General features: G+C 56.9%; 12 protein-coding genes. 7 read left to right on the forward strand and 5 right to left on the reverse strand.

All coding sequences use genetic code 11. The features are described 5' to 3' along the window. Positions 1–136: 136 nt before the first annotated feature. From nifA to ACVW16_RS25195, 4 genes are all read left to right on the forward strand, one after another. The gene (nifA, locus tag ACVW16_RS25180; protein WP_456705178.1) at positions 137–1,882 is read left to right on the forward strand and encodes a nif-specific transcriptional activator NifA; all 1,746 of its coding nucleotides are present in this window, start codon (positions 137–139) and stop codon (positions 1,880–1,882) included. Between the two features lie 341 nt (positions 1,883–2,223). Next, entirely contained in the window at positions 2,224–3,084 is an 861-nt protein-coding gene (locus tag ACVW16_RS25185) for an electron transfer flavoprotein subunit beta/FixA family protein (RefSeq protein WP_456763742.1), read from the forward strand. Between the two features lie 433 nt (positions 3,085–3,517). Continuing rightward, entirely contained in the window at positions 3,518–4,741 is a 1,224-nt protein-coding gene (locus ACVW16_RS25190) for a GFA family protein (RefSeq protein WP_456701729.1), read from the forward strand. Further along, positions 4,726–5,403 carry a 2OG-Fe(II) oxygenase gene (locus tag ACVW16_RS25195; protein WP_456701730.1) on the forward strand — a complete coding sequence of 226 codons (678 nt, stop codon included), beginning with the start codon at positions 4,726–4,728 and terminating at the stop codon, positions 5,401–5,403. The genes ACVW16_RS25190 and ACVW16_RS25195 overlap by 16 nt, the downstream gene beginning before the upstream one ends. 286 nt (positions 5,404–5,689) lie before the next feature. Here the strand turns inward: ACVW16_RS25195 and ACVW16_RS25200 are convergent, their stop codons facing one another. The 3 genes from ACVW16_RS25200 to trpD all read right to left on the reverse strand — a co-directional run bounded on the left by ACVW16_RS25200 (position 5,690) and on the right by trpD (position 9,697). Then, entirely contained in the window at positions 5,690–6,982 is a 1,293-nt protein-coding gene (locus ACVW16_RS25200; protein ID WP_456701731.1) for a preATP grasp domain-containing protein, read from the reverse strand. 1,258 nt (positions 6,983–8,240) lie between these two features. Continuing rightward, entirely contained in the window at positions 8,241–8,426 is a 186-nt protein-coding gene (locus ACVW16_RS25205) for a hypothetical protein (RefSeq protein WP_456701732.1), read from the reverse strand. A 257-nt stretch (positions 8,427–8,683) separates the two neighbouring features. Beyond that, positions 8,684–9,697, reverse strand: coding sequence for an anthranilate phosphoribosyltransferase (gene trpD / locus ACVW16_RS25210; RefSeq protein ID WP_456701733.1), 1,014 nt, complete (start codon positions 9,695–9,697; stop codon positions 8,684–8,686). 1,586 nt (positions 9,698–11,283) lie between these two features. On the opposite strand from trpD, the gene ACVW16_RS25215 reads away from it, so the two are divergent. Beyond that, positions 11,284–11,514, forward strand: coding sequence for a hypothetical protein (locus tag ACVW16_RS25215; protein ID WP_456701734.1), 231 nt, complete (start codon positions 11,284–11,286; stop codon positions 11,512–11,514). Positions 11,515–12,026: 512 nt separating this feature from the next. Here ACVW16_RS25215 and ACVW16_RS25220 read toward each other — a convergent pair. Continuing rightward, positions 12,027–12,254, reverse strand: a complete 228-nt coding sequence (locus ACVW16_RS25220; RefSeq protein ID WP_456701735.1) for a hypothetical protein — start codon at positions 12,252–12,254, stop codon at positions 12,027–12,029. 1,045 nt (positions 12,255–13,299) lie between these two features. Here ACVW16_RS25220 and ACVW16_RS25225 point away from each other — a divergent pair. Both ACVW16_RS25225 and ACVW16_RS25230 read left to right on the forward strand, forming a co-directional pair. After that, positions 13,300–13,707: a DUF7694 domain-containing protein gene (locus ACVW16_RS25225; RefSeq protein WP_456701736.1), complete on the forward strand. Its 408-nt coding sequence runs from the start codon at positions 13,300–13,302 to the stop codon at positions 13,705–13,707. A gap of 720 nt (positions 13,708–14,427) precedes the next feature. Continuing rightward, a complete protein-coding gene (locus tag ACVW16_RS25230) occupies positions 14,428–15,117 on the forward strand; it encodes a YopT-type cysteine protease domain-containing protein (RefSeq protein WP_456705180.1) in 690 nt (229 codons plus the stop codon). Positions 15,118–16,311: 1,194 nt separating this feature from the next. Here the strand turns inward: ACVW16_RS25230 and ACVW16_RS25235 are convergent. Further along, positions 16,312–17,859: an acyl-CoA dehydrogenase family protein gene (locus ACVW16_RS25235; RefSeq protein WP_456701737.1), complete on the reverse strand. Its 1,548-nt coding sequence runs from the start codon at positions 17,857–17,859 to the stop codon at positions 16,312–16,314. Positions 17,860–18,256: the final 397 nt, after the last annotated feature.

The raw sequence follows: 18,256 nt of genomic DNA on the forward strand, positions 1-18,256 counted from the left end.
CGTGCCACGAAAAGATGTCACTGTTCTATGTCATCTCGTCAACACTTGGCGCTAGATCGAGAGTGACATGCAAAACTTAGCTCGCCAATCCGAACATGGCTCCATGGAGGATAATCAAAACAACGGAGACCGGCTCATGCTGCATATCCCTGCCTCAAGCGAAAGACCCGCCTCGCAAGCGGAGCCGGTGCGTAACGCCCCAGGGGAGCTGTCGCACGAGAGCGCGTTGAGCGGCCTCTTTGAAATATCCAAAATACTCAACGCTACCTGTCGCCTCGAAGTCACGTTAGCCAACGTCGTTGGCTTACTGCAATCGTTTGTGCAGATGCGGCACGGCATCGTCTCGCTATTTAGCGATGAAGGGCCGGAAATTCGAGTTGGTACCGGCTGGAGCGACGGCGACCAACCTTACCGGGCTTGCCTGCCGCGGAATGCATTGAACCAGATCGTAGCGACAGACAGACCTCTTATCGTCGAGAACGTAGCCGCCGCGCCAGCCTTCAGCGCCGCCGACCGGGAGGTTCTCGGTGCCTCAGACAATATGCCCATCTCGTTCATCGGGGTTCCCATTCACATTGGTGCGAGAGTTGTTGGTACGTTGACGATAGATCGTATCCAGAACGATGGCTCAAGGCTTCGTCTGGAGTACGATGCCTGGCTGCTCGCAATGGTCGCCAACCTGGTGGGGCAAGCAGTGAAGCTACATCGCTTCTTGGCCAGGGATCGCGAAGCGCCGTTAGTGGAGAAAGACCAGGGCGAGAAGCAGAGAGTTGAGCTTGGGTCGCCCAGTCGCGAGCGCAAGAAGCTTCACGCTCACGGGATCATTGGCGACAGCGCCGCGCTAAGCGGACTGCTCGAGAAGATCGCGGTTGTGGCCAAATCGAACAGCACGGTTTTGCTACGTGGCGAATCCGGCACTGGCAAGGAGCTCGTTGCCAAGGCCATTCACGAGTCATCGTCTCGCGCTAAGCGACCGTTCGTTAAACTGAATTGCGCGGCGCTTCCGGAGACGGTCCTCGAATCGGAATTGTTTGGCCATGAGAAAGGTGCCTTTACCGGTGCGATCAGTTCGCGCAAGGGGCGCTTCGAGCTGGCTGATAAAGGGACACTGTTTCTTGACGAGATCGGCGAGATCTCGGCGTCGTTCCAGGCGAAGCTGCTGCGAGTTCTGCAAGAACAGGAGTTCGAGCGCGTCGGCAGCAATCATACGATTAAGGTCGACGTTCGAGTTATCGCCGCGACCAACAAGAACCTGGAAGAAGCCGTGGCAAGGAGCGAGTTCCGTGCTGACCTCTACTATCGCATTAGCGTGGTTCCCTTGTTGTTGCCGCCGCTGCGCGAAAGACGCAGCGATATTCCGCTGCTCGCTAGAGAGTTCCTCAGAAAATTCAATAGCGAGAACGGCCGTACGCTCACCCTCGAGGCCGGTGCGATTGACGTACTGATGAACTGCGCCTTTCCGGGAAATGTCCGCGAGCTCGAAAACTGCATTGAGCGAACGGCGACACTGTGTGACGGATCATCGATTGTGGGAAGTGACTTTGCATGTCGCCGAGGGGAGTGTCTTTCCACCATGCTCTGGAAAAGTACATCCAATGACAAGACGGGACAACTGGCACCCATTCAAGCGATGCCTGCGAAGCCCGTCATTCCGCTAGATCAAACGACCGTTCCGCCGCAATCGGTTAGCGAGCCGACCGCGCTCGCTCCAGCCGGCACAGCTCTCGTTGGTGGTGCGAGGATGGCGGATCGGGAGCGAGTCATTGCGGCGATGGAAAAATCTGGCTGGGTGCAGGCCAAGGCAGCGCGCCTACTCGGACTAACCCCGCGGCAAATCGGCTATGCGCTGAGGAAATACGGGATCGAGATAAAGCGGTTCTGAACGCCCACATCGGCTGAAACTGCGACTACCAAAGCAGATGGGTAAAAACAGCCCAGGTTGGGAAATACACGGCTTCTGAAGAAAGCTGGCAGGCCCGAGGAAGGCGTTGCGCGCCGTGCACACTGGGGGCCTAGCGGCAGTGGTTGTCGGTCCCCTTTTCGCGTCCCCTGGCTGGCGACTCGTACGAAAAAGGACTGTCCGAACCTGACTTGTCTCGGTAGCGGTTTAGAGCGGGCACCACCCAGCTTAAAGCATTGCGACCGCGTGCCGATTTAAAAGAGGCGGTGATGGTACAACACTTGCTGCTCTCGTCGCGGCTATCGCCACTTTGGGAGTACACCGTGCACAATGTCGTCTGCATCAAGCAGGTTCCGGACTCGGCGCAAATCCGTGTTCACCCCGTAACCAATACAATCATGCGTCAGGGAGTACCGACCATCATCAATCCTTATGATCTTTTCGCGCTCGAGGCAGCGCTCGAGCTGCGCGACAGGTCCGGCGGCGAAATAACCGTGCTCACCATGGGACCACCATCGGCAGAAGAGTCCTTGCGAAAGGCGCTGACTTTTGGTGCCGATCGCGCCATCCTACTCACCGATCGCTGGTTTGCCGGCTCCGACACGCTGGCCACAACGTATGCACTTGCAACCGCAATCCGGAAGATTGGCAAGGAATATGGCCCGACAAACCTCATCTTCACGGGAAAGCAAACCATCGACGGCGATACTGCGCAGGTTGGGCCCGGCATTGCAAAGCGACTGGGCGTAGTGCAGCTGACGTACGTTGCCAAGATCAAATCGTTGGACCTCGCCGCTGGAACAATTGAAGCCGAACGACGCGCCGAGGGCGGTGTTCAGATATTGCAGACCAAATTGCCGTGTCTCGTCACTATGCTCGAGGCGACGAATCAGATTCGGCGCGGCGCGATGACGGATGCATTGCGTGCCGCGCGTGCCCAGATTGTAAAATGGAGCGCGCAAGATGCCGGTATCGAAGACATCTCTAAATGCGGCCTCAAGGGCTCGCCGACGGTCGTCAAGCGTGTGTTCGCCCCCTCCGCCCGGGGTGAGAGGGCGGCGCTGGTTGAGGCTGCCGAGCAACCGGCGCAGGCGTTGATAGAGGCGATTTTCACGCATCAACCGAAGCTCGAAACCGATCTGGCGACACTTGCTCGCGAAGCTCGATCAGTAGCTTCCATGTGAGGAGAGTTAAAGACGATCGAAAGCATCTATCAACGACGCACATGTGTCGAGCGGCGCGCGCGACATGTAGCGGCGCATTCTACCAGTATGCGCAGGCCGAGTTACCGCCAAGATCCAGTTGCTTGGATTGCCGCACTCGTGCACGCGACATCAGCTGCAAGAAGGAGCGCGCAGTAAAATGTCCATGACAAGCGGCGAGCATTTGCGACACTGGTCCGCAGGTGGACCAGAATCAGCCATGATTCTCATTGTTTCACTGCTGACAGCTTTTACTTCGATGCGCAGGAGCAGGGTTAAGCATGCCAGATCTACCATCGCGAACGCCACCACGAAGCGGTTAAGCTCTAGGCAACGCATTGCCAGGCCCTAAACAGTCGGCCGGGACGAACTTGTTTCGTCAAAGGACCGTTCGCTTCTCATCCGCAGAGGTCAAATGACAACTCAAGAATCTCGATCTGTACCGGCGCAGGCTCCGAGGATATCCTGCGAGTATTTGACTGAGCGCGCGCGAGCCGTCTTCGGCCCACATCCATTCGCTGCGCAGATGTCGGAGGATCAGGTCGCCGGACTGCTGCCTGAATACCTTGCGATGTCACAGGCATTCCCGTACCTGCAGGCGGGATCGCAAAGGGAGCTCATATTCGATGCAATGCGTCACAATCGAGATATCACGAGGGATGTCGAACTGACCAGCGTGGTCGGGAATTTCATCTGTTGGGACGAGACCGGCGGCCATGGAAGAATTCTTCAGGGCGGTAAATCAGCGCTACCAGATATTCTGCTGACCGAAAAGTTTCACTCCAACCTATTGAGAAAGGATGCCTCGCAGCTACTCGGCAGAGCAATAGTGCCAAACTACAGTTTCAGGACGAGAAAGTACTTGCATTCTCTCTATGACGGATTGTCCTCGAACGACCCCCTGGTTCGTTGCGCCTACATGGTCGCTTTTGAACTGCATGCTGCGGACATGATCCAGTCGCTATGGACCAGTCTCGTCAGTACCTTTAGAGCGCGGCCGGACGATCTTCAGTATTTTAGCGACCATGTCGGCGGAGAAGATCCCGCTGAGAAGTACCATGGAGAAATGACAGGCCGGCTGATTGCCGAACTCGTGCAGCCTAACCGGAGCGATCGCTTTCTGAATGAATTCGATCAAGCCTATCGGCTCAGCGTCCGGTGGTGCTGCGATCTTCTGGGGATTGTCACACGCACGGGAGATGATCACTTTGAAATCTTGCATCATGGCAGCTGCCATTGCGGCTCTGTCAAGTTTCACGTGAGTGCGCCGCGCGAGCTCTCGGCAGTTCGATGCAATTGCTCAATTTGTCAGATGTCTGGATTTGTCCACTTGCTCGTAACTGGCGACAAGCTCCACATCGAGTGTGGTGAGGAATGCCTCACTATGTATCAGTTCAACAAGAACATCGCCCGCCACACGTTTTGCCGAGTTTGTGGCGTAAAGCCGTTCTATAGGCCTAGATCGAACCCATCCGGGTTCAGCATAAACATCCGATGTTTGGATAGAAAGACGATCGAGCACATCAGAATAACTGAGTTCGACGGCGAGCGTTGGGAGCAAGCATTCACGTCGGTGCACCTGGAGCCCCAATCATGCGTCGAAGACCAAAGGAGTGAGCTTGAATGGCACGCGCGATGACCGATAAATCCCGTCTGCTTTCAGAAGAAGCACTGACAAAGTACCGCATAGAGCTGTTGGTAAAAGGAACGGTCGTAATCGCCCCGCAGATATTGTTTACTCAGGAGGACTTGATCAAGATCGATCAGCTTCAGGCTGAGATTCCGGAAGAGGAAGTGCGGGAGGGAGATGCGGGCGACTTGCACAGCGTCTTTGTCAAGCGCGTTCGGGTAGACCCGCCCGGCCACACGCCGACAAACGTGAGTGGTACAGCTTCAACCCAGATCATGGAGCTACTTGAAAGTAAAGACCGCAGCTTCGCGCTAAGAAAGATCTTCGGAGCATCCTCAGATTACGTGGTTCGCCGATGCCAAATGCATCGCCTGCCGCCGGGTTCATTCGTCGGCGTCCATTTGGATGCGGCGAGTGACCCGGATTTCGAGTACGCGGTGATTGTGCAGTTAGCGAGAGACTTCGACGGCGGTGAATTTGTAGTATATCCAACGGGCTACGAGCAGCACGTATTCCGCCCTCCATTTGGTGCCGTGCTTGTCACAACATGTAGGGTCCGGCACGAGGTAAAGCCGGTCTCAGGCGGGGAACGCAGATCCCTCGTGTACTTCTGTTCAAAACGCGCTGGCGCGAACCGCCGGATCATCGAAAGGTCCACCGCGCGCGTATGAAGTGGCGCGCCAGATATGTTCCTCTGAGAGGGTGGCGAGCGAGCTCTCAGGGGAATTGAAAGATTGCATCTTGTGGTCAGACAGGTCGCCGTAAAGTCTGAGAGACCTCTGGTCGGACGGCGTGGCTGGCAGCGATCTGTAAAAGGACCACCACGCATCATTGGAGCAAGCGCGAGCTCTGCGATCGTGGCGATCTTTTTCGCTGTGCGAAACCAGGGGAGACGTGGGCCTGCGGGAGAACTACCCGGCAGCCAGGCGAAAAATTGAGCGGGTCTCGACGTGAGTTTTATGACCCCAATAGTCGGTGCTGCTGATCGTGCGCGGCCGGCCTGTCAGGTGCAATCACGACGCACTCCACGGTGCCAGCCTCTTCGTCGGCGGCAAGCGGGATCACGCCCTCCTTACGTGTGCGGTCGAATAGAATTCCATCTTTGATAAAACGAGCATGCGCCGCTTGGAAGGACGGTGATCGCACATTTCTTACGGACAAGATAACGTTGCGATGGGAATAGTCGAAGCCTAGTAGTCGGATGGCTATGTTGTGTAACACCGAGCCGCCACCCCAGCGGCCATTCGCTTCATTGAACAGCAACCGGCCATCTTTTGCAAAAATCGCGTCAATGTTGATCAATCCACGATATCCCAGGTCTCTCGCCAGTGCCACAAATCGGTAAGCATGCGCTTGGGCGGTCAACCATTGCTTGTTCTCCAAGTCACTTGGCAGCTCAAGCCCTGTCCAAATCAGAGCTCTCTCGGAGCGATCTGTGCTTTTACGCAGACGAATGTTTCCACTGTTAACAAAGACGATTGATGCATCATCCTGGATTGCATACTCGAGATAGAATAAAGAGCGAGCTAGGTGGTACGATTCCACGACCAGCGTCTTACACGATTCTGTCGTCATCTCGGACCAAAGTGCCTTGGGATCAAAAGATCGCCACGAAATCCACCGGGTATCTCTGGCTCCAGGTAAGGGATCGCTCTTATTGCTGGTCAAGATAACGTTTCCTACTCCACCAGCACCATTATCCAACTTTACGATGACCCTGCCGGTCTCGGATCTTAGGGAGGTGACCGCGTTTGACAGTCCGTTTGGGTCTGTGGCGACTGATCCGTGAGGAAGCGGAAGTGCGACGCTTGTTGCCAATTGACGGAAGTGGCTCTTGCGATTCAACAGATCAGGCCCGCGCTGCAAAGCGAAGTCGTCGCCGGTATTCGGTATGCCTAACCTGGCCGCGAGGCGCGCGACACCTTCGGTAAAGTAGCAGGGAGATAGTCGCCAGCCGGATTGCTGACAAACATGTCTTTTAATCTGCTCGACAACAGCCCTAGACAGCAATGTACAATCATCGAGGATGGTCGGTTGGCGGCTCTCACGTATAACCAGGCGAAGACTCGATGCATCGAAATCAAGCGTCGCTCCGATGAAGGATAGTAGATTTGCCGGGATCTCTACCGGTGAGACTATCAAGTCGCCCTCCTGAGCAAACCACGCTGAACGGTACGCCGAATTGGCCGCCAACGAGAGTTGGGCTTCTGTTAGATGGCCGCCCGACATCTGAGGCGTACCGGCATTCATAATTAGGATCCTCGGCATTCGCGACCTCCGGGCATCTGGACGTGATCAGGATGGGATCGTCATGGCAGTCACCATCAACTGGCCGTGCTGTTGTGAGGCGCTGAGATCAAGGAGCCCCCGCTGTCGCGCTGTCGCCCTAATGGAACGGGAGAGAACGGTGGGTCTGCGATCTGCCGATTGTGTGGCCTGGCAGCTCGCTTCATCAAAAGCGCTGGCCATTGCCTGGCGCGGTGTTCGGAATCCGTCGTGTGAAATGCTACCCCTTTGGCAGAACCTGTTCTCGATGGATGTGATGGGGTGCGAACGGCGGATATTGAAAGAGGGGAAGTTGCCGAGCGATCGCCCACTTCGCTCTACTCGGCGGCGGCCTTGTGCATCTGTCGGTAGTGATAGGCGCACCACGATGAGTTTGTCTTGCCACTCTTTGATGCACGGGCTCCCCACACATATATGGCCACTCCCACATCTCCATCTCTGAAGCCGATGATGCAGCGGCACCGACCTTCCATATGATCAATTAACAGAACCTTCTTGAGGCCGTCCGGGTCTTTCAACTTGTCGTCCCAGCATGCCAGGTAATGTCTTCTGATGCCGCGGGTCAGGCAGGGGCACGCGCGCGGGGCAACCCCGAAGGCTTGTGCCCCATCTGCCGGGCGTTGCGACCGAAGTGGCTCGCCACGTCCGGCATGCGGGCCTAGCGACGCAATCGGAACTCGTTGTCTAGCTCTCCCGACCGCTGGTCCATTGTGGCTGAGGAGCAAGACCGGCGATCGGTCCGCGGATCTAACCAGCTGAGGCATTCGAAGTCGTTCACACCCCAGATTAGGTGCCACCCTCAAAAGCCTACGAGCTAACGTTGCGTCAGATTCAAGCCCGTTTTTTGTCAACCTGTGAGAACGGGGGAGCTCATGCTGGCACCCAAGAGTGCTGCCAGGAGGTCTCGCATGTCGCAAGTATTCAGCGCTGCCTTGAGGAAGTGCTGCCCCGCTATTCAGTCTTGGCAGCACCCCGGCGAATGCGCCGGTGGCGTGACCAACTTACATGGGGCGCTGATTTCTAGCAGAATGAAGAGTTGCTCAGGGGGCGTATGCGGGACTGCCAACGCTCGGTCTGAGGACAAGCGGCGCGAAACGATCGTCGCAGGCGGCACCGCTGAACGAAGGAGCAGCTCGTCGAGACGGCAAATGTTTCTGCGGTGTGCGTAAAGCGCGACGCAGCGTGCCAGAGTTTCTCTGCGTGTATAGAAGGCATCACGGATCTAATCGGCTCTCAGGAAGACACGCCGTTTTGCTTCCAGAAGATGCTCATCCAGCGTCTCGTGCAGCGTACGCCGCAGCTCCGGCGCGATCGAACTGTCTGTGTCGATCAATTGCCGAAACTTTCGAATGATGTGTTCTATCGTTGCAATAGTTCCGAGTGCTTCCATCCTCTGCCAGGGCATCATCAATTGATCTCCTTTGGCGCGTCGCGCGCTTCGTCGCGGGACCTAACCTCGGCAACTGGGGCTCCAACAGCCTCCAGCTCGACCAAGACTTGGCTATCGGGCCGCGCCCCTCGGTGGGAATTGTTTTGACCATTACTTGCCACGACGATGGTCCCTCGAAGTACGGCACAAGGGCCACTCATTCGCCGGCTGCACTATCCCTTGCGTGTCTAAGCGGCACTGTTGGCCACAACGATGCAGCATCACCAGCTCGGTTGTCAGGCGTTTGAAACCGCGATCAAGCGATTGAGACGAGCGGCTGCAGCGCCGCGATCAAGCGATTCTTGTCCAAGCGCCACGCCCTCCCGCAGGCTCGAGGCTCGCCCGGCCACCACCAGTGCCGCCGCCGCGTTCAAAAGTGCAGCATCACGAAAACGACCAGGCATGCCATTAAGCACGTTTTGTAACCCAACGGCGTAAGCCTCGACATCGCGGCTCTCCAGCGCATCGGCGCGGTAGCGGGGGAGCCCGGCGTCTTCGGGCGTCACGTCGAACGTGCGGACCGTACCCGCCTCAAGCGCCGCAACAAAGCTTGTGCTGGTAAGGGATATTTCATCGAGCCCATCCGAGCCGTGTACAACCCACACCGAATCGGCACCAAGGTTCTTCAGGACGTACGCCAAAGGCTGCACCCATTCCGGAGTGAATAGTCCAAGGACCTGCCGCTTGACCCCGGCCGGGTTGGACAGGGCCTCGATCAGATTGAACATCGTGTGGGTTCCAAGAACGCCGCGGATCTGGCTGACGCGCTGCATCGCCGGATACTCGGCTGACGCAAACATAAAGCCGATGTCGGCTTCGCGCACACAACGTGCAATTGCGTCGGGCCCGAGGTCGACCTTTACGCCGAGGCGTGCCAACAGGTCGGCGGTGCCTGATCGCAACGATGCCGTGCGGCTGACATTCTTCGCAACGGGAACGCCGAGGCCGGCGATGATAAAGGAAGCGCACGTCGATACATTGAGCGAACACTTAGCGGTATCGCTCGTGCCACCGATATCGACAGCGTCGCACCGGGTTTCCACCTTGGGCATCAGATTTCGCATTGCGGATGCGGCGCCGGTGACTTCTTCGACCGTCTCGCCGCGGACCCTCATCCCAACTAACAAGCCACCGATTTGGGAGGGAGTTGCGTCACCCGACATCATGCTGTCGAACGCTGAGGTAGCCTCCTCACGCGTCAGGGTAGCGCCGGTGACGACTTTGGCGATGATTGACTTGAGCGGTTCCATCGAACTTTATACGTTCCTTTGTCCAATCTAGGCCCGACCGCCAGCCAAGCGTCTCTGCAAGCGGAGTGCCTTGATGCAGCCGGCGGTCTGTCCGCACTCGCTTTGCCACACTGGTCCTCGAGACGGCCGTCGGATGAACGTGGGCATAGGTGGCGACGCTACAACCTGACGCTACGTGAGGGTCAAGTTCTCTCCCGATGGTGCGTCCATAGGATATCGTGGCGGATCAGAGCACTGCCGCTATGTGTTGCCAGAACAATAGCGTTTGTCTCCGCCCGCTTGCCCGAGACGTTCGATCCGCATCACAAGGCGTCTGGCTTTCGGGGGCGCCGTGGCGGCACCGCTGAGTGGCTTTTGGCGCACTATTCCCGATGCTGAGTAGATTTTGAGGCCGAGGTCAGTTGCTCTGCGAAATCGAGTGACCAACTGTAATCAACCTACGCCGTGCGGCCTTGCCGGAGCGCTAGACGCATGCCTTTGCCGGTGCTGCACGAAGGATTAATTGCGCGCGAAGTGGGACGACCTTTAAGCGCGATTCGAAGGGATCTGCATTTTTCACTTCGATCCGCTCCTTTTCTCGCCGCCATCTCGCCTGGAGATTTCGTAGCGGCAAAAGGGTGTCTTGCTTCGATCTCAGGCAGGCGGTGATAGCGGTGCGATTTGGTATGAGACTACTACAAAGGCGGAGCACGTCCTCCATGCAAGCGTCTTTCTCCTCTGAGGTCGGCGGCCGATCATCCGCGTTGACCGGGGCGAGCATTGCAGCTGTCATTGCAATGCCAACAGCGATGGCGCGGTAGCAGAGGCGGAGGCGCGAAGCCAAGTAAGTTCGTCGTATCTGAATCATGACGTCCCTTCGGGTAAGTTGATCTTCTTCTTGTTCTTGGTGGGTGCCATCACCCGCAAACCGGGAAGGCGGATCTGCTTAGCTAGGTGGTGTCGGTAAGCCTCGACGCTCTAGCATTGCCGTTCTCACTGCATGGAGCTTGGCTGCTGACCGGTCCGGGAGGCGACACCTTCCGACAGAGGCCAAGGAAAGACGGGAAGGACCAGGCGGGTCCCGATGGAACGGGTGATGATTTGAAGCTGCTGGGGGTTGGGCGGGCGGTGCATCCGACGGCGTTAGCAAGACGCATCGCTTGGGTCTGCCTGACATGATCTGAGATACTATGGCGTAGTCTAGTCGCCAGTCCCATAGGTACCGATACGTGCGATCCGGTCCAAAAGTGACTGGAGCAGCAACGGCCTTGGGTAACCTTCGTAGGATGAGGTTGCGCTCTCTAATAAGTGGTCCCAGGCGAGGGTAGGTAATTGAGACGTTCGCTCTCCTGCCATGTCAGCTGTCTTCCGATTGTTAGAGGTGATCCCCACCTGTCCAGGACCGTACAATCTAACGCCACGTTCGATTCAAGTCTCTCTGCGTCGCTGGTTTGAAGCTCTCTGCGCCTGTGCACGATAGGTTTCGTCTGCGATACGCACTCGGCGGCATCTGATTAATAGTTGTGGACTAGCACTGGCTGCTTCGGTAGCCAGACACACGAGCGTCGCCGCTACGTGATGATACGGAGCCTCGGTGTCGCAATTCTTTGATCTACGAATTGCATGCTCTCGGCATGAATCCTAAAAGTAAGCACCAGCCAGGTCATTGGCGAAGCCGCGCGGAAGCAACGCGAAAGAAAGCGGCAGCCCTCGCCGACGGAAAGGCCAAGGACCGGCTGCTGAAGATTGCCTTGGAATACGACAAGTTGGCGCGCCGGGCACAGGTGTGGCAGACGCGCAAGAATGAGGACGATACGCGGCCTGAGCAAGAGCTGTAGAGCGTTGCTACGATCAGAAGGCCCCATCCTGCTGGCGTATCCCGACGCTACCGCTGGGCACATATCGCTCAGCAAGCAAGTCAATACACCTGCACGAGGCGTTCTGGGATGAGCGCGGTGGCCTGATCGTCGCATGCCACACGCTCGTGAGAGCAAGCCAGCCGCCTGCCCAATTCCTGTTTCAGGTCACCTTCGTTCGTCTGGTTACCGAAGCGATCTTCACAAAAAAAGACTACTGAGAATTAATTCTCTCGTCGCATCAGACGAATTGTCCAGAACGCCACCTCTGGGCGACGGTGACCTTCTATCTACTAGGTTTGGCATTTCGTCGCAGCTGGAACGAGGTCTCTGTGTCGCCGATTTGAGGCATCTGGGTTGTCGACATCTCGTTTGCGGCCGCTGGAGCAGCGCAGTCACTATCAAGGCGCAGCGCGGAGTGCGCGGCCGGCGTCAGCTTGCGGCCCTAGCAAGGAGTGGTGCTTGTAGCCGCTCGCTGCTATGGCCGGATTGTCTCAGAAGAAGGCGACGATGACCCAGTAGATACCCGCCCAGAGCAGCGCATTTATGAGCAACGCGGCCAAAAGCCCCCAGTTCCAGCTCTTTCCCACTTGCCGGGAGCGACGATCGGCGCCCAAATGCGTGATCGTTGGGAGTTTTGTTGAGCGCCAATGTGGCATGTCATCTCGCTGACCGCTGTCTAAACCGTAGATGCCAAGCTTTGCATGCCTCCTGTCATCCATAGGTTTGCAGTCCTCTTTCATAGGGAAGTATCAGAAATAATGTTCGTTGCGCGGGGGCATTTGGCCGATCGATTGCCCGTACATCGTCGGTACAAGTCGCGTCTGTGAGCACAGCAAGTGACATGCCACGAGCCAGAACTGTCGTCAGCGCTTTTGATGAGGTGGGTTTGGTCACGCGGACCGCTGTGCGATGTCGGACACGCGACACTCCTGTCGGGGACAACACCCGCATTAGCAGCAAATAGTGAGCGCTTCGCGAGCGACATACCGTGGACAACTCGCTAGGAGCTGCATCTTGTCCTGTAAAATCCGTTGATATCCAGTTGCGAACGACGAGATCGACTAAACATTGTTCCTGACGGCTAGCTTACGACGGAGATAGCAGCCGAACGCTGGTTCGGAGAATAGAGATGCGGACGTCTGCGGTTGTCCGCGAGGCGATTTGGCCGCGATAAGGCTGAATCATTTTCACATAAATGGCGCATTGGGACTGTTCAGCCTTGGCGAGGACGTCGCGGAGGATCAAGTACCTTCTCGAGAAGCAGCAATGTTGCGCCGAGCGATCTGCAGCCACTACTGGTGTTGCGAGCATCGTGCGATCTAGATGTCGCAGGCCACAGTAGGGCATGCCATGATGAAGGCTAATTCACTGAAGACGAGGTTAGGCCAAGAGTCGCTGATTTCGTGTGGGCAAGCGGGGCACTGGGTGAACAGTCAACGATTCAATGCTCGCATCGGATGGGCCAATCGCGGATTACATAGGAGCGCGAAATGCAATCGGCCGTTCGACTCGCCGAACGCGCAGATCGCGGGGCGCCCGTCCGCAGGCAACCAGTGGGGACGAGGGCGTCGGTTCGAGCATTAGAGGATTAGTAGGAGGAGAAGGAGTGATGATAGACATCTACGGCTTCTGGGGCTGGTACCCTATACAGTGGTTTTGGAACGTTGGACCGACAATCGAGCAGCTTGACATATTGCGAGACAACGTCATCTACGTTGACTTCAGAGCTATTCGAAAGGCAAAGGAGCAGGCGTGCGAGCCCAGATGATAGACAAGCTGGAGGCGGGCCGCGTGAGACACGGCCCCTTAGCTACTGCTCCAGGATCAGGCCCTGGCGGTCTTTTCTTCGTGCAGGGGCCTTGCGGGTGTGAACTCAAGATCAGTGCATTTGTCCGTCCCGGCTGGGAACATGTCGCAGTTTCAACCCCGCGGCGTTGTCCGAACTGGGACGAGATGTGCTTTGTCAAAGACCTGTTTTGGCATGAAGAAGAGTGCGTTATGCAACTGCATCCTCCACATTCGCAGTATGTGAATAACAGCCGATATTGCCTTCACTTGTGGAGACCCACCTATAGAGACATTCCGATGCCGTCTCCGAGCTATGTAGGCGTCGTTGGGCTAAGTCCTGGGGACGCGGCAGCGTTATTCGCGCGGATGAGCGCGACAGCGTGATGGGAGCGCAAGGTGAGACCGGGGTGGTGCGGAAGCACCGATTTGGTGCCCATGAGTAAGCCGGACATCCGGGTTATATGTCTGTACCGATCGCCTTGTGCAGTGAGCACGGGGCTGTGGCCGCAGAATTAACTTCTACGGTGCAGGAGCAGCTAACAACAAGTTCCGACAGAATGACTGCCGTTGCGCAGACGGTGATGAACTTGGCCAACAGCAACGCCCACGCTTAGTCGGGCCGACCGGCGCGCAACTGGCCGATCCTACGGCAAGAGTGTGGCCGCGCCGCAACGCGGCAGTGGTGAGATCGCGAATTGATAGGCGTCATTGGCGAAGGCCGCTGCCCAGGAAGTGCGCCCGCATTCCACAACTAGGGGTGTCGTAGCTGTGAAAGGTTGTTAACTCGTCGGCCGCAAGCCTGCGGCTGCATCCGAGCTCATGTCGGAGGTGTTGAATCACGGACTCGCTGTTGGAGAGGCCAGCTTCTCCGGTGGTCAGCTCGCCGTCAGCTTGCAGCAATATCATTTGTACGTGGGCTGCAAGCAGCGCGCGTTCTCTCTGAGAAGCAGGCGAACCGGCATGTACAATCGGGTTAGTGGCCAATATACGCAGCTCAATCAAGCTGAGGAACCGAGTAGGTCCGCCAACGGTAGTGAATTCACGCAAACGCTCACCGATTTGGCTCGTCAGGAGAGTCTGTCATCTGGGGAATTGTCTGACCGAATGGGACTCTGCTGCAGCAAGCCGCATAGCTTGGATGCAATCACTGAGAGTCCAGGCACTTCGCCCCGTAGCCTATCCTCTCTGTCCTCCCGATCCGATTCATCCCCTGCAACGGGCTCTGTCCGTCCTCTGTTCGAATACAGGACTGCTGAATTGCCCGGGGCCAATGTCAGCGGAATCTGCGTTGGATTGGCAGCGGAGTGGCTCCTCAATCTCCCAAGCAGTCCCTCATCCCGCATGAGGGCTCTGCGTCCGGGTGCTGAAAATCATCGCTCAGCGGCGATGCGGCAGCAGCGGTATGAAGAGCTAAAGACACTTGTGCGAAGGGAGAATGCTGAAGGGTCAAATGACTTCCGGGCGAAGAGTTCAATGTTGCGGGAAGCAGGTCTAGAACCCTCCACCGCAGAGACGCGATATAGGTTTGGTACATCCTCGCAGATTGCCCCGATCGTCGACGAGCTCGCCCACGAAGCGTCAGTCTACTTCGTGACCTTACGTTTCGCCGCAGGTGGCGGACACACAATTGCAACCTCGACGTCCAATGGAACGACGACGCTCTTTGATCCTAACTATGGGGAATTTACTATTCGGTCAGAGCAGATGCGCGCGCTCTTCAAAAGCCTGGCCGATCGTTACAGCAGCTTGAACGGACATGATATATCCACCGTGGTAACACAGAGAATAACGTGAGCGGGCGCAGGTTGCAACGGAGCTTGCAGGATACCGCGCGCGGAGCCTAGTCGGTCAATGCGAGACACACCGCCTACTAGGTGCACTCGTCACTATTTTTGGGATGCTCGGTCGTGCTCTCGACTGAAGCTCTCAAGTAGGGCGAAGGACGACGAATGTTCAGCGATATAGGTTGGACGATCATTCAGGTTTGCGAGCCCGACATCTTACGTCAAAAAGCCTGGATGGCATGCGCTTGCACTCAGGAAGGACATTTCTGGCAGGATTACCGATACCCTGCGCTCAATCGCGCTACAGCATACGGTCAGCGACTAGGCATCCACGGTGGCGCAGAAGCTGCAGTTCGTGCGATTTGGAGTCATTGTCGGCCGTTGCTATGCTGATTTCCCAACCAAATAGCTGCTGCTTATGGCGTTGGCATGCCGTCGAACAAAAATCAATCCTCGATCGCTGCGTGCTTCGCAGTAGTCCGCGCCGTGCCCTCGTTGCCGCTCTTGATGTCGCCCTCGGTGAACAGGTCATCCGCGGGCTGGCCTGTGACAATCATGTGCGTTCCAAACTGCTCAATTGAGGTGGCGCGGAGCTGGACGACAAAGTCGTTTTAGAAGTTAAACGCCGAAGAATGCGACGAGATCTGCTGAGTTAAGGAGCCGGAATTCTCTTCGCGCGATCGAGCGTAAGCGGGTTATTAAGCTGATCCGGAAGACCGTCGCCCACCAGGGTGGATTTGGTCCTGGTCTAACGCTGGAAGCAGCGCGGGCGGACTCGACGATGGTCGGGCTGGATGGATTAGACGCTGTCTCTGCCACGCCCGCACTACTGGTGAAGTTAGCAGAAACGTGACTCGGCGCTGAAATCCCCACGCATACTCGGGGCTAGCGCTGTCCCTACCACGCGCCGCTAACTTCAACATTGATTTACACCGACAAGCTTTCGAAAAGCTGACGAACTGACGCAGTGCATTAAGCCAGAGCGGCTTGTGGAGGTCCGTGCCCACCTGTCTTGAAAGCAGACATGGCCTAACGTACGACTGTTGTTTCCTTTGAGAGCTTCTGGCCACGTATATGCCACGTGACAGCGAGAAGGGGCAGCAGGATGCAAATATACCCAGCCCGTCGATGATGCGAGCGCGCGGTCAAGTGTCGCCTTGCGGGGGGACCACCACACGAAAGGACGTCCGACACGCGCTAGTCGTCAGACATACTGCACCAACTTGAGGTAATCGTCTGTGAGTACGGGAGAGCGAATAGAGCAAGCCGCTTCGTCAAGAAAAGCAGCTAGTCTCCGATTGGCCCGACTGCAGGCTTCGACAGTTTGTCGTGCCGGCGCGCGAGTGCGGAGAGATGCTAGTTCAGAACCGACCATGTCGGATGCAGCCGCGGCACAATCTGAGGCTGAGAAGCAGCCAGCGGACATGACGGCTTTTGCCAGTCCCAATGTGGTGAGCCAACCTGCATAAATCAGGACGGCACCGTCAGTCTCATTGAGGCCAGAGAGCTCGTCGATCGCAGCAGCATGGATCGATGCCGCCCCAACCGACCGAAACAGGTCCGCTATTTCGTGGCGCGTGGCCTTGGAGAGGAGGCAGCGGCCGAGATGTGATAGGAGCGCCTCAGTCGGGCCTTCGAAGATGCGGAGGATGCGAGCGTCCCGGTAGATTTTAGCCAAAGGCGTTCCCTCATCATAACCGCGGCCGCCCAGCAGTTGAACGCATTGATCGGCGACAAGGCCGCACCACTCTGAGGCCAAAACCTTCGTTGCCGACGCAAGGTGGACGTTCGGCGCGCCGTGCAGTGAAAGAAGCTGGCAGGATGCTGCCAGCATCGCCTTCACCACTTCCCGCCGCAGCACCATCTGTCCAAATAGCTGCTCGATGTAACTGTTCTCGATCATGCGCACTTTACCAAGCCGGCGATGGGTTGCATAAGAGGCCGCAATCTGGATGGCACGCTCTAGGGCCCCAAGACCCATAGCAGCTACACCGATACGGCCGCGGTTCATACTCGATGTCGCCGCTCCCCAGCCGTCTTGATCGCCGGAAAGCACGTAGGAGCGCGGCAATTCAACATCCTGGAACTCCAGTGTATTCTGAATGATGCCACGTAGACCGAGGGTTCTATGCTCGTGGGTCACCTTGAGGCCTGGAGCCTGCCTGTCAACGAGTACAGCAACCAACCGACCTCTGGCATCGTTCTGTCCTGACGCGCGCGCAAAGCAAACGATCCAGCGAGCCCAATCAGCGAGGCCGATCCAGATTTTGCGGCCAGAGATACGAACTGTATCGTCCTGGACGAAAGCCGAAGCCTTTATATGTCTCGGGGCAGACCCAGCTCCAGGTTCCGTCAAAGCGAAAGCGCAGAGATCGCCGCGTGTTGCTCCCCGAATGATAGCGCCTCGTTCGGGGATGTGCGGGGCCGCTTCGATGCAAGGCAAGGCTAGAAAATTATGGATAACGAGGGTCGATGCAGCGGAGACATCGAACGATGCCGTGACGGAGATGAGATCGATGGCCTCGTGCAAGGGGAGAGCTAATCCACCCAGCTCTCTTGGTGCGGTGAGCCCGAACAGTCCATGCCTTGCCAAAATGCTGTGTAGGGTCGGAGGGAATGCTCGGCGGTCATCCGCGTCTGCGAAATTCAACTGACTGAGGTCAGCAGCCAAACTGGAGTATAGTGCGGTTGCACGACTCTCAGCTGAGCGTTCCTGCTTCGCCTCGAATTGAGCGTAAACTTGGTTGTACATGGGCATAAAGCCACGATGATCCCAATCATGTTTCGTGCCAATTCATCCCAGCGGCTAGCTCCGCTACACATTGGTATAGTGTGGATGCAAGCAAGTATAGGCTTGTTGGCCGAGGCCACAATTCCTGACTGCCGTCGTAGCCGGCGAGCTCCTATGCGGAGTACCATGCCGTTCCCATCATCACATGGAAACCCAAGAAATTGAATGCGAAGCAAGCAGCACGAACTTTAGTGGGCGTTTAAGTCTAAGCGCGTCGTGACCCGACCTTCGCAGCAGGGAAGCTGAGGGGGAGCCGGTCCGAGATGACTACATGAATAGCGTCAATCATCACTCCTCCGGGATACTTTGGTGACTATGAGAACGAGCATTGTCAGGGTTCAGACAACCGCGTTGGCCA

The organism is Bradyrhizobium sp. USDA 4474, assembly GCF_054057515.1.

What these genes read in the sequence shown, in the direction of transcription:
- ACVW16_RS25225 (WP_456701736.1), top strand. Translation starts at nt 13,300, where the DNA reads ATGATAGACAAGCTGGAGGCGGGCCGCGTGAGACACGGCCCCTTAGCT.
- ACVW16_RS25200 (WP_456701731.1), bottom strand. Translation starts at nt 6,982, where the DNA reads ATGAATGCCGGTACGCCTCAGATGTCGGGCGGCCATCTAACAGAAGCC.
- ACVW16_RS25190 (WP_456701729.1), top strand. Translation starts at nt 3,518, where the DNA reads ATGACAACTCAAGAATCTCGATCTGTACCGGCGCAGGCTCCGAGGATA.
- ACVW16_RS25205 (WP_456701732.1), bottom strand. Translation starts at nt 8,426, where the DNA reads ATGATGCCCTGGCAGAGGATGGAAGCACTCGGAACTATTGCAACGATA.
- ACVW16_RS25220 (WP_456701735.1), bottom strand. Translation starts at nt 12,254, where the DNA reads ATGGATGACAGGAGGCATGCAAAGCTTGGCATCTACGGTTTAGACAGC.
- ACVW16_RS25195 (WP_456701730.1), top strand. Translation starts at nt 4,726, where the DNA reads ATGGCACGCGCGATGACCGATAAATCCCGTCTGCTTTCAGAAGAAGCA.
- nifA (WP_456705178.1), top strand. Translation starts at nt 137, where the DNA reads ATGCTGCATATCCCTGCCTCAAGCGAAAGACCCGCCTCGCAAGCGGAG.
- ACVW16_RS25230 (WP_456705180.1), top strand. Translation starts at nt 14,428, where the DNA reads ATGGGACTCTGCTGCAGCAAGCCGCATAGCTTGGATGCAATCACTGAG.
- trpD (WP_456701733.1), bottom strand. Translation starts at nt 9,697, where the DNA reads ATGGAACCGCTCAAGTCAATCATCGCCAAAGTCGTCACCGGCGCTACC.
- ACVW16_RS25235 (WP_456701737.1), bottom strand. Translation starts at nt 17,859, where the DNA reads ATGTACAACCAAGTTTACGCTCAATTCGAGGCGAAGCAGGAACGCTCA.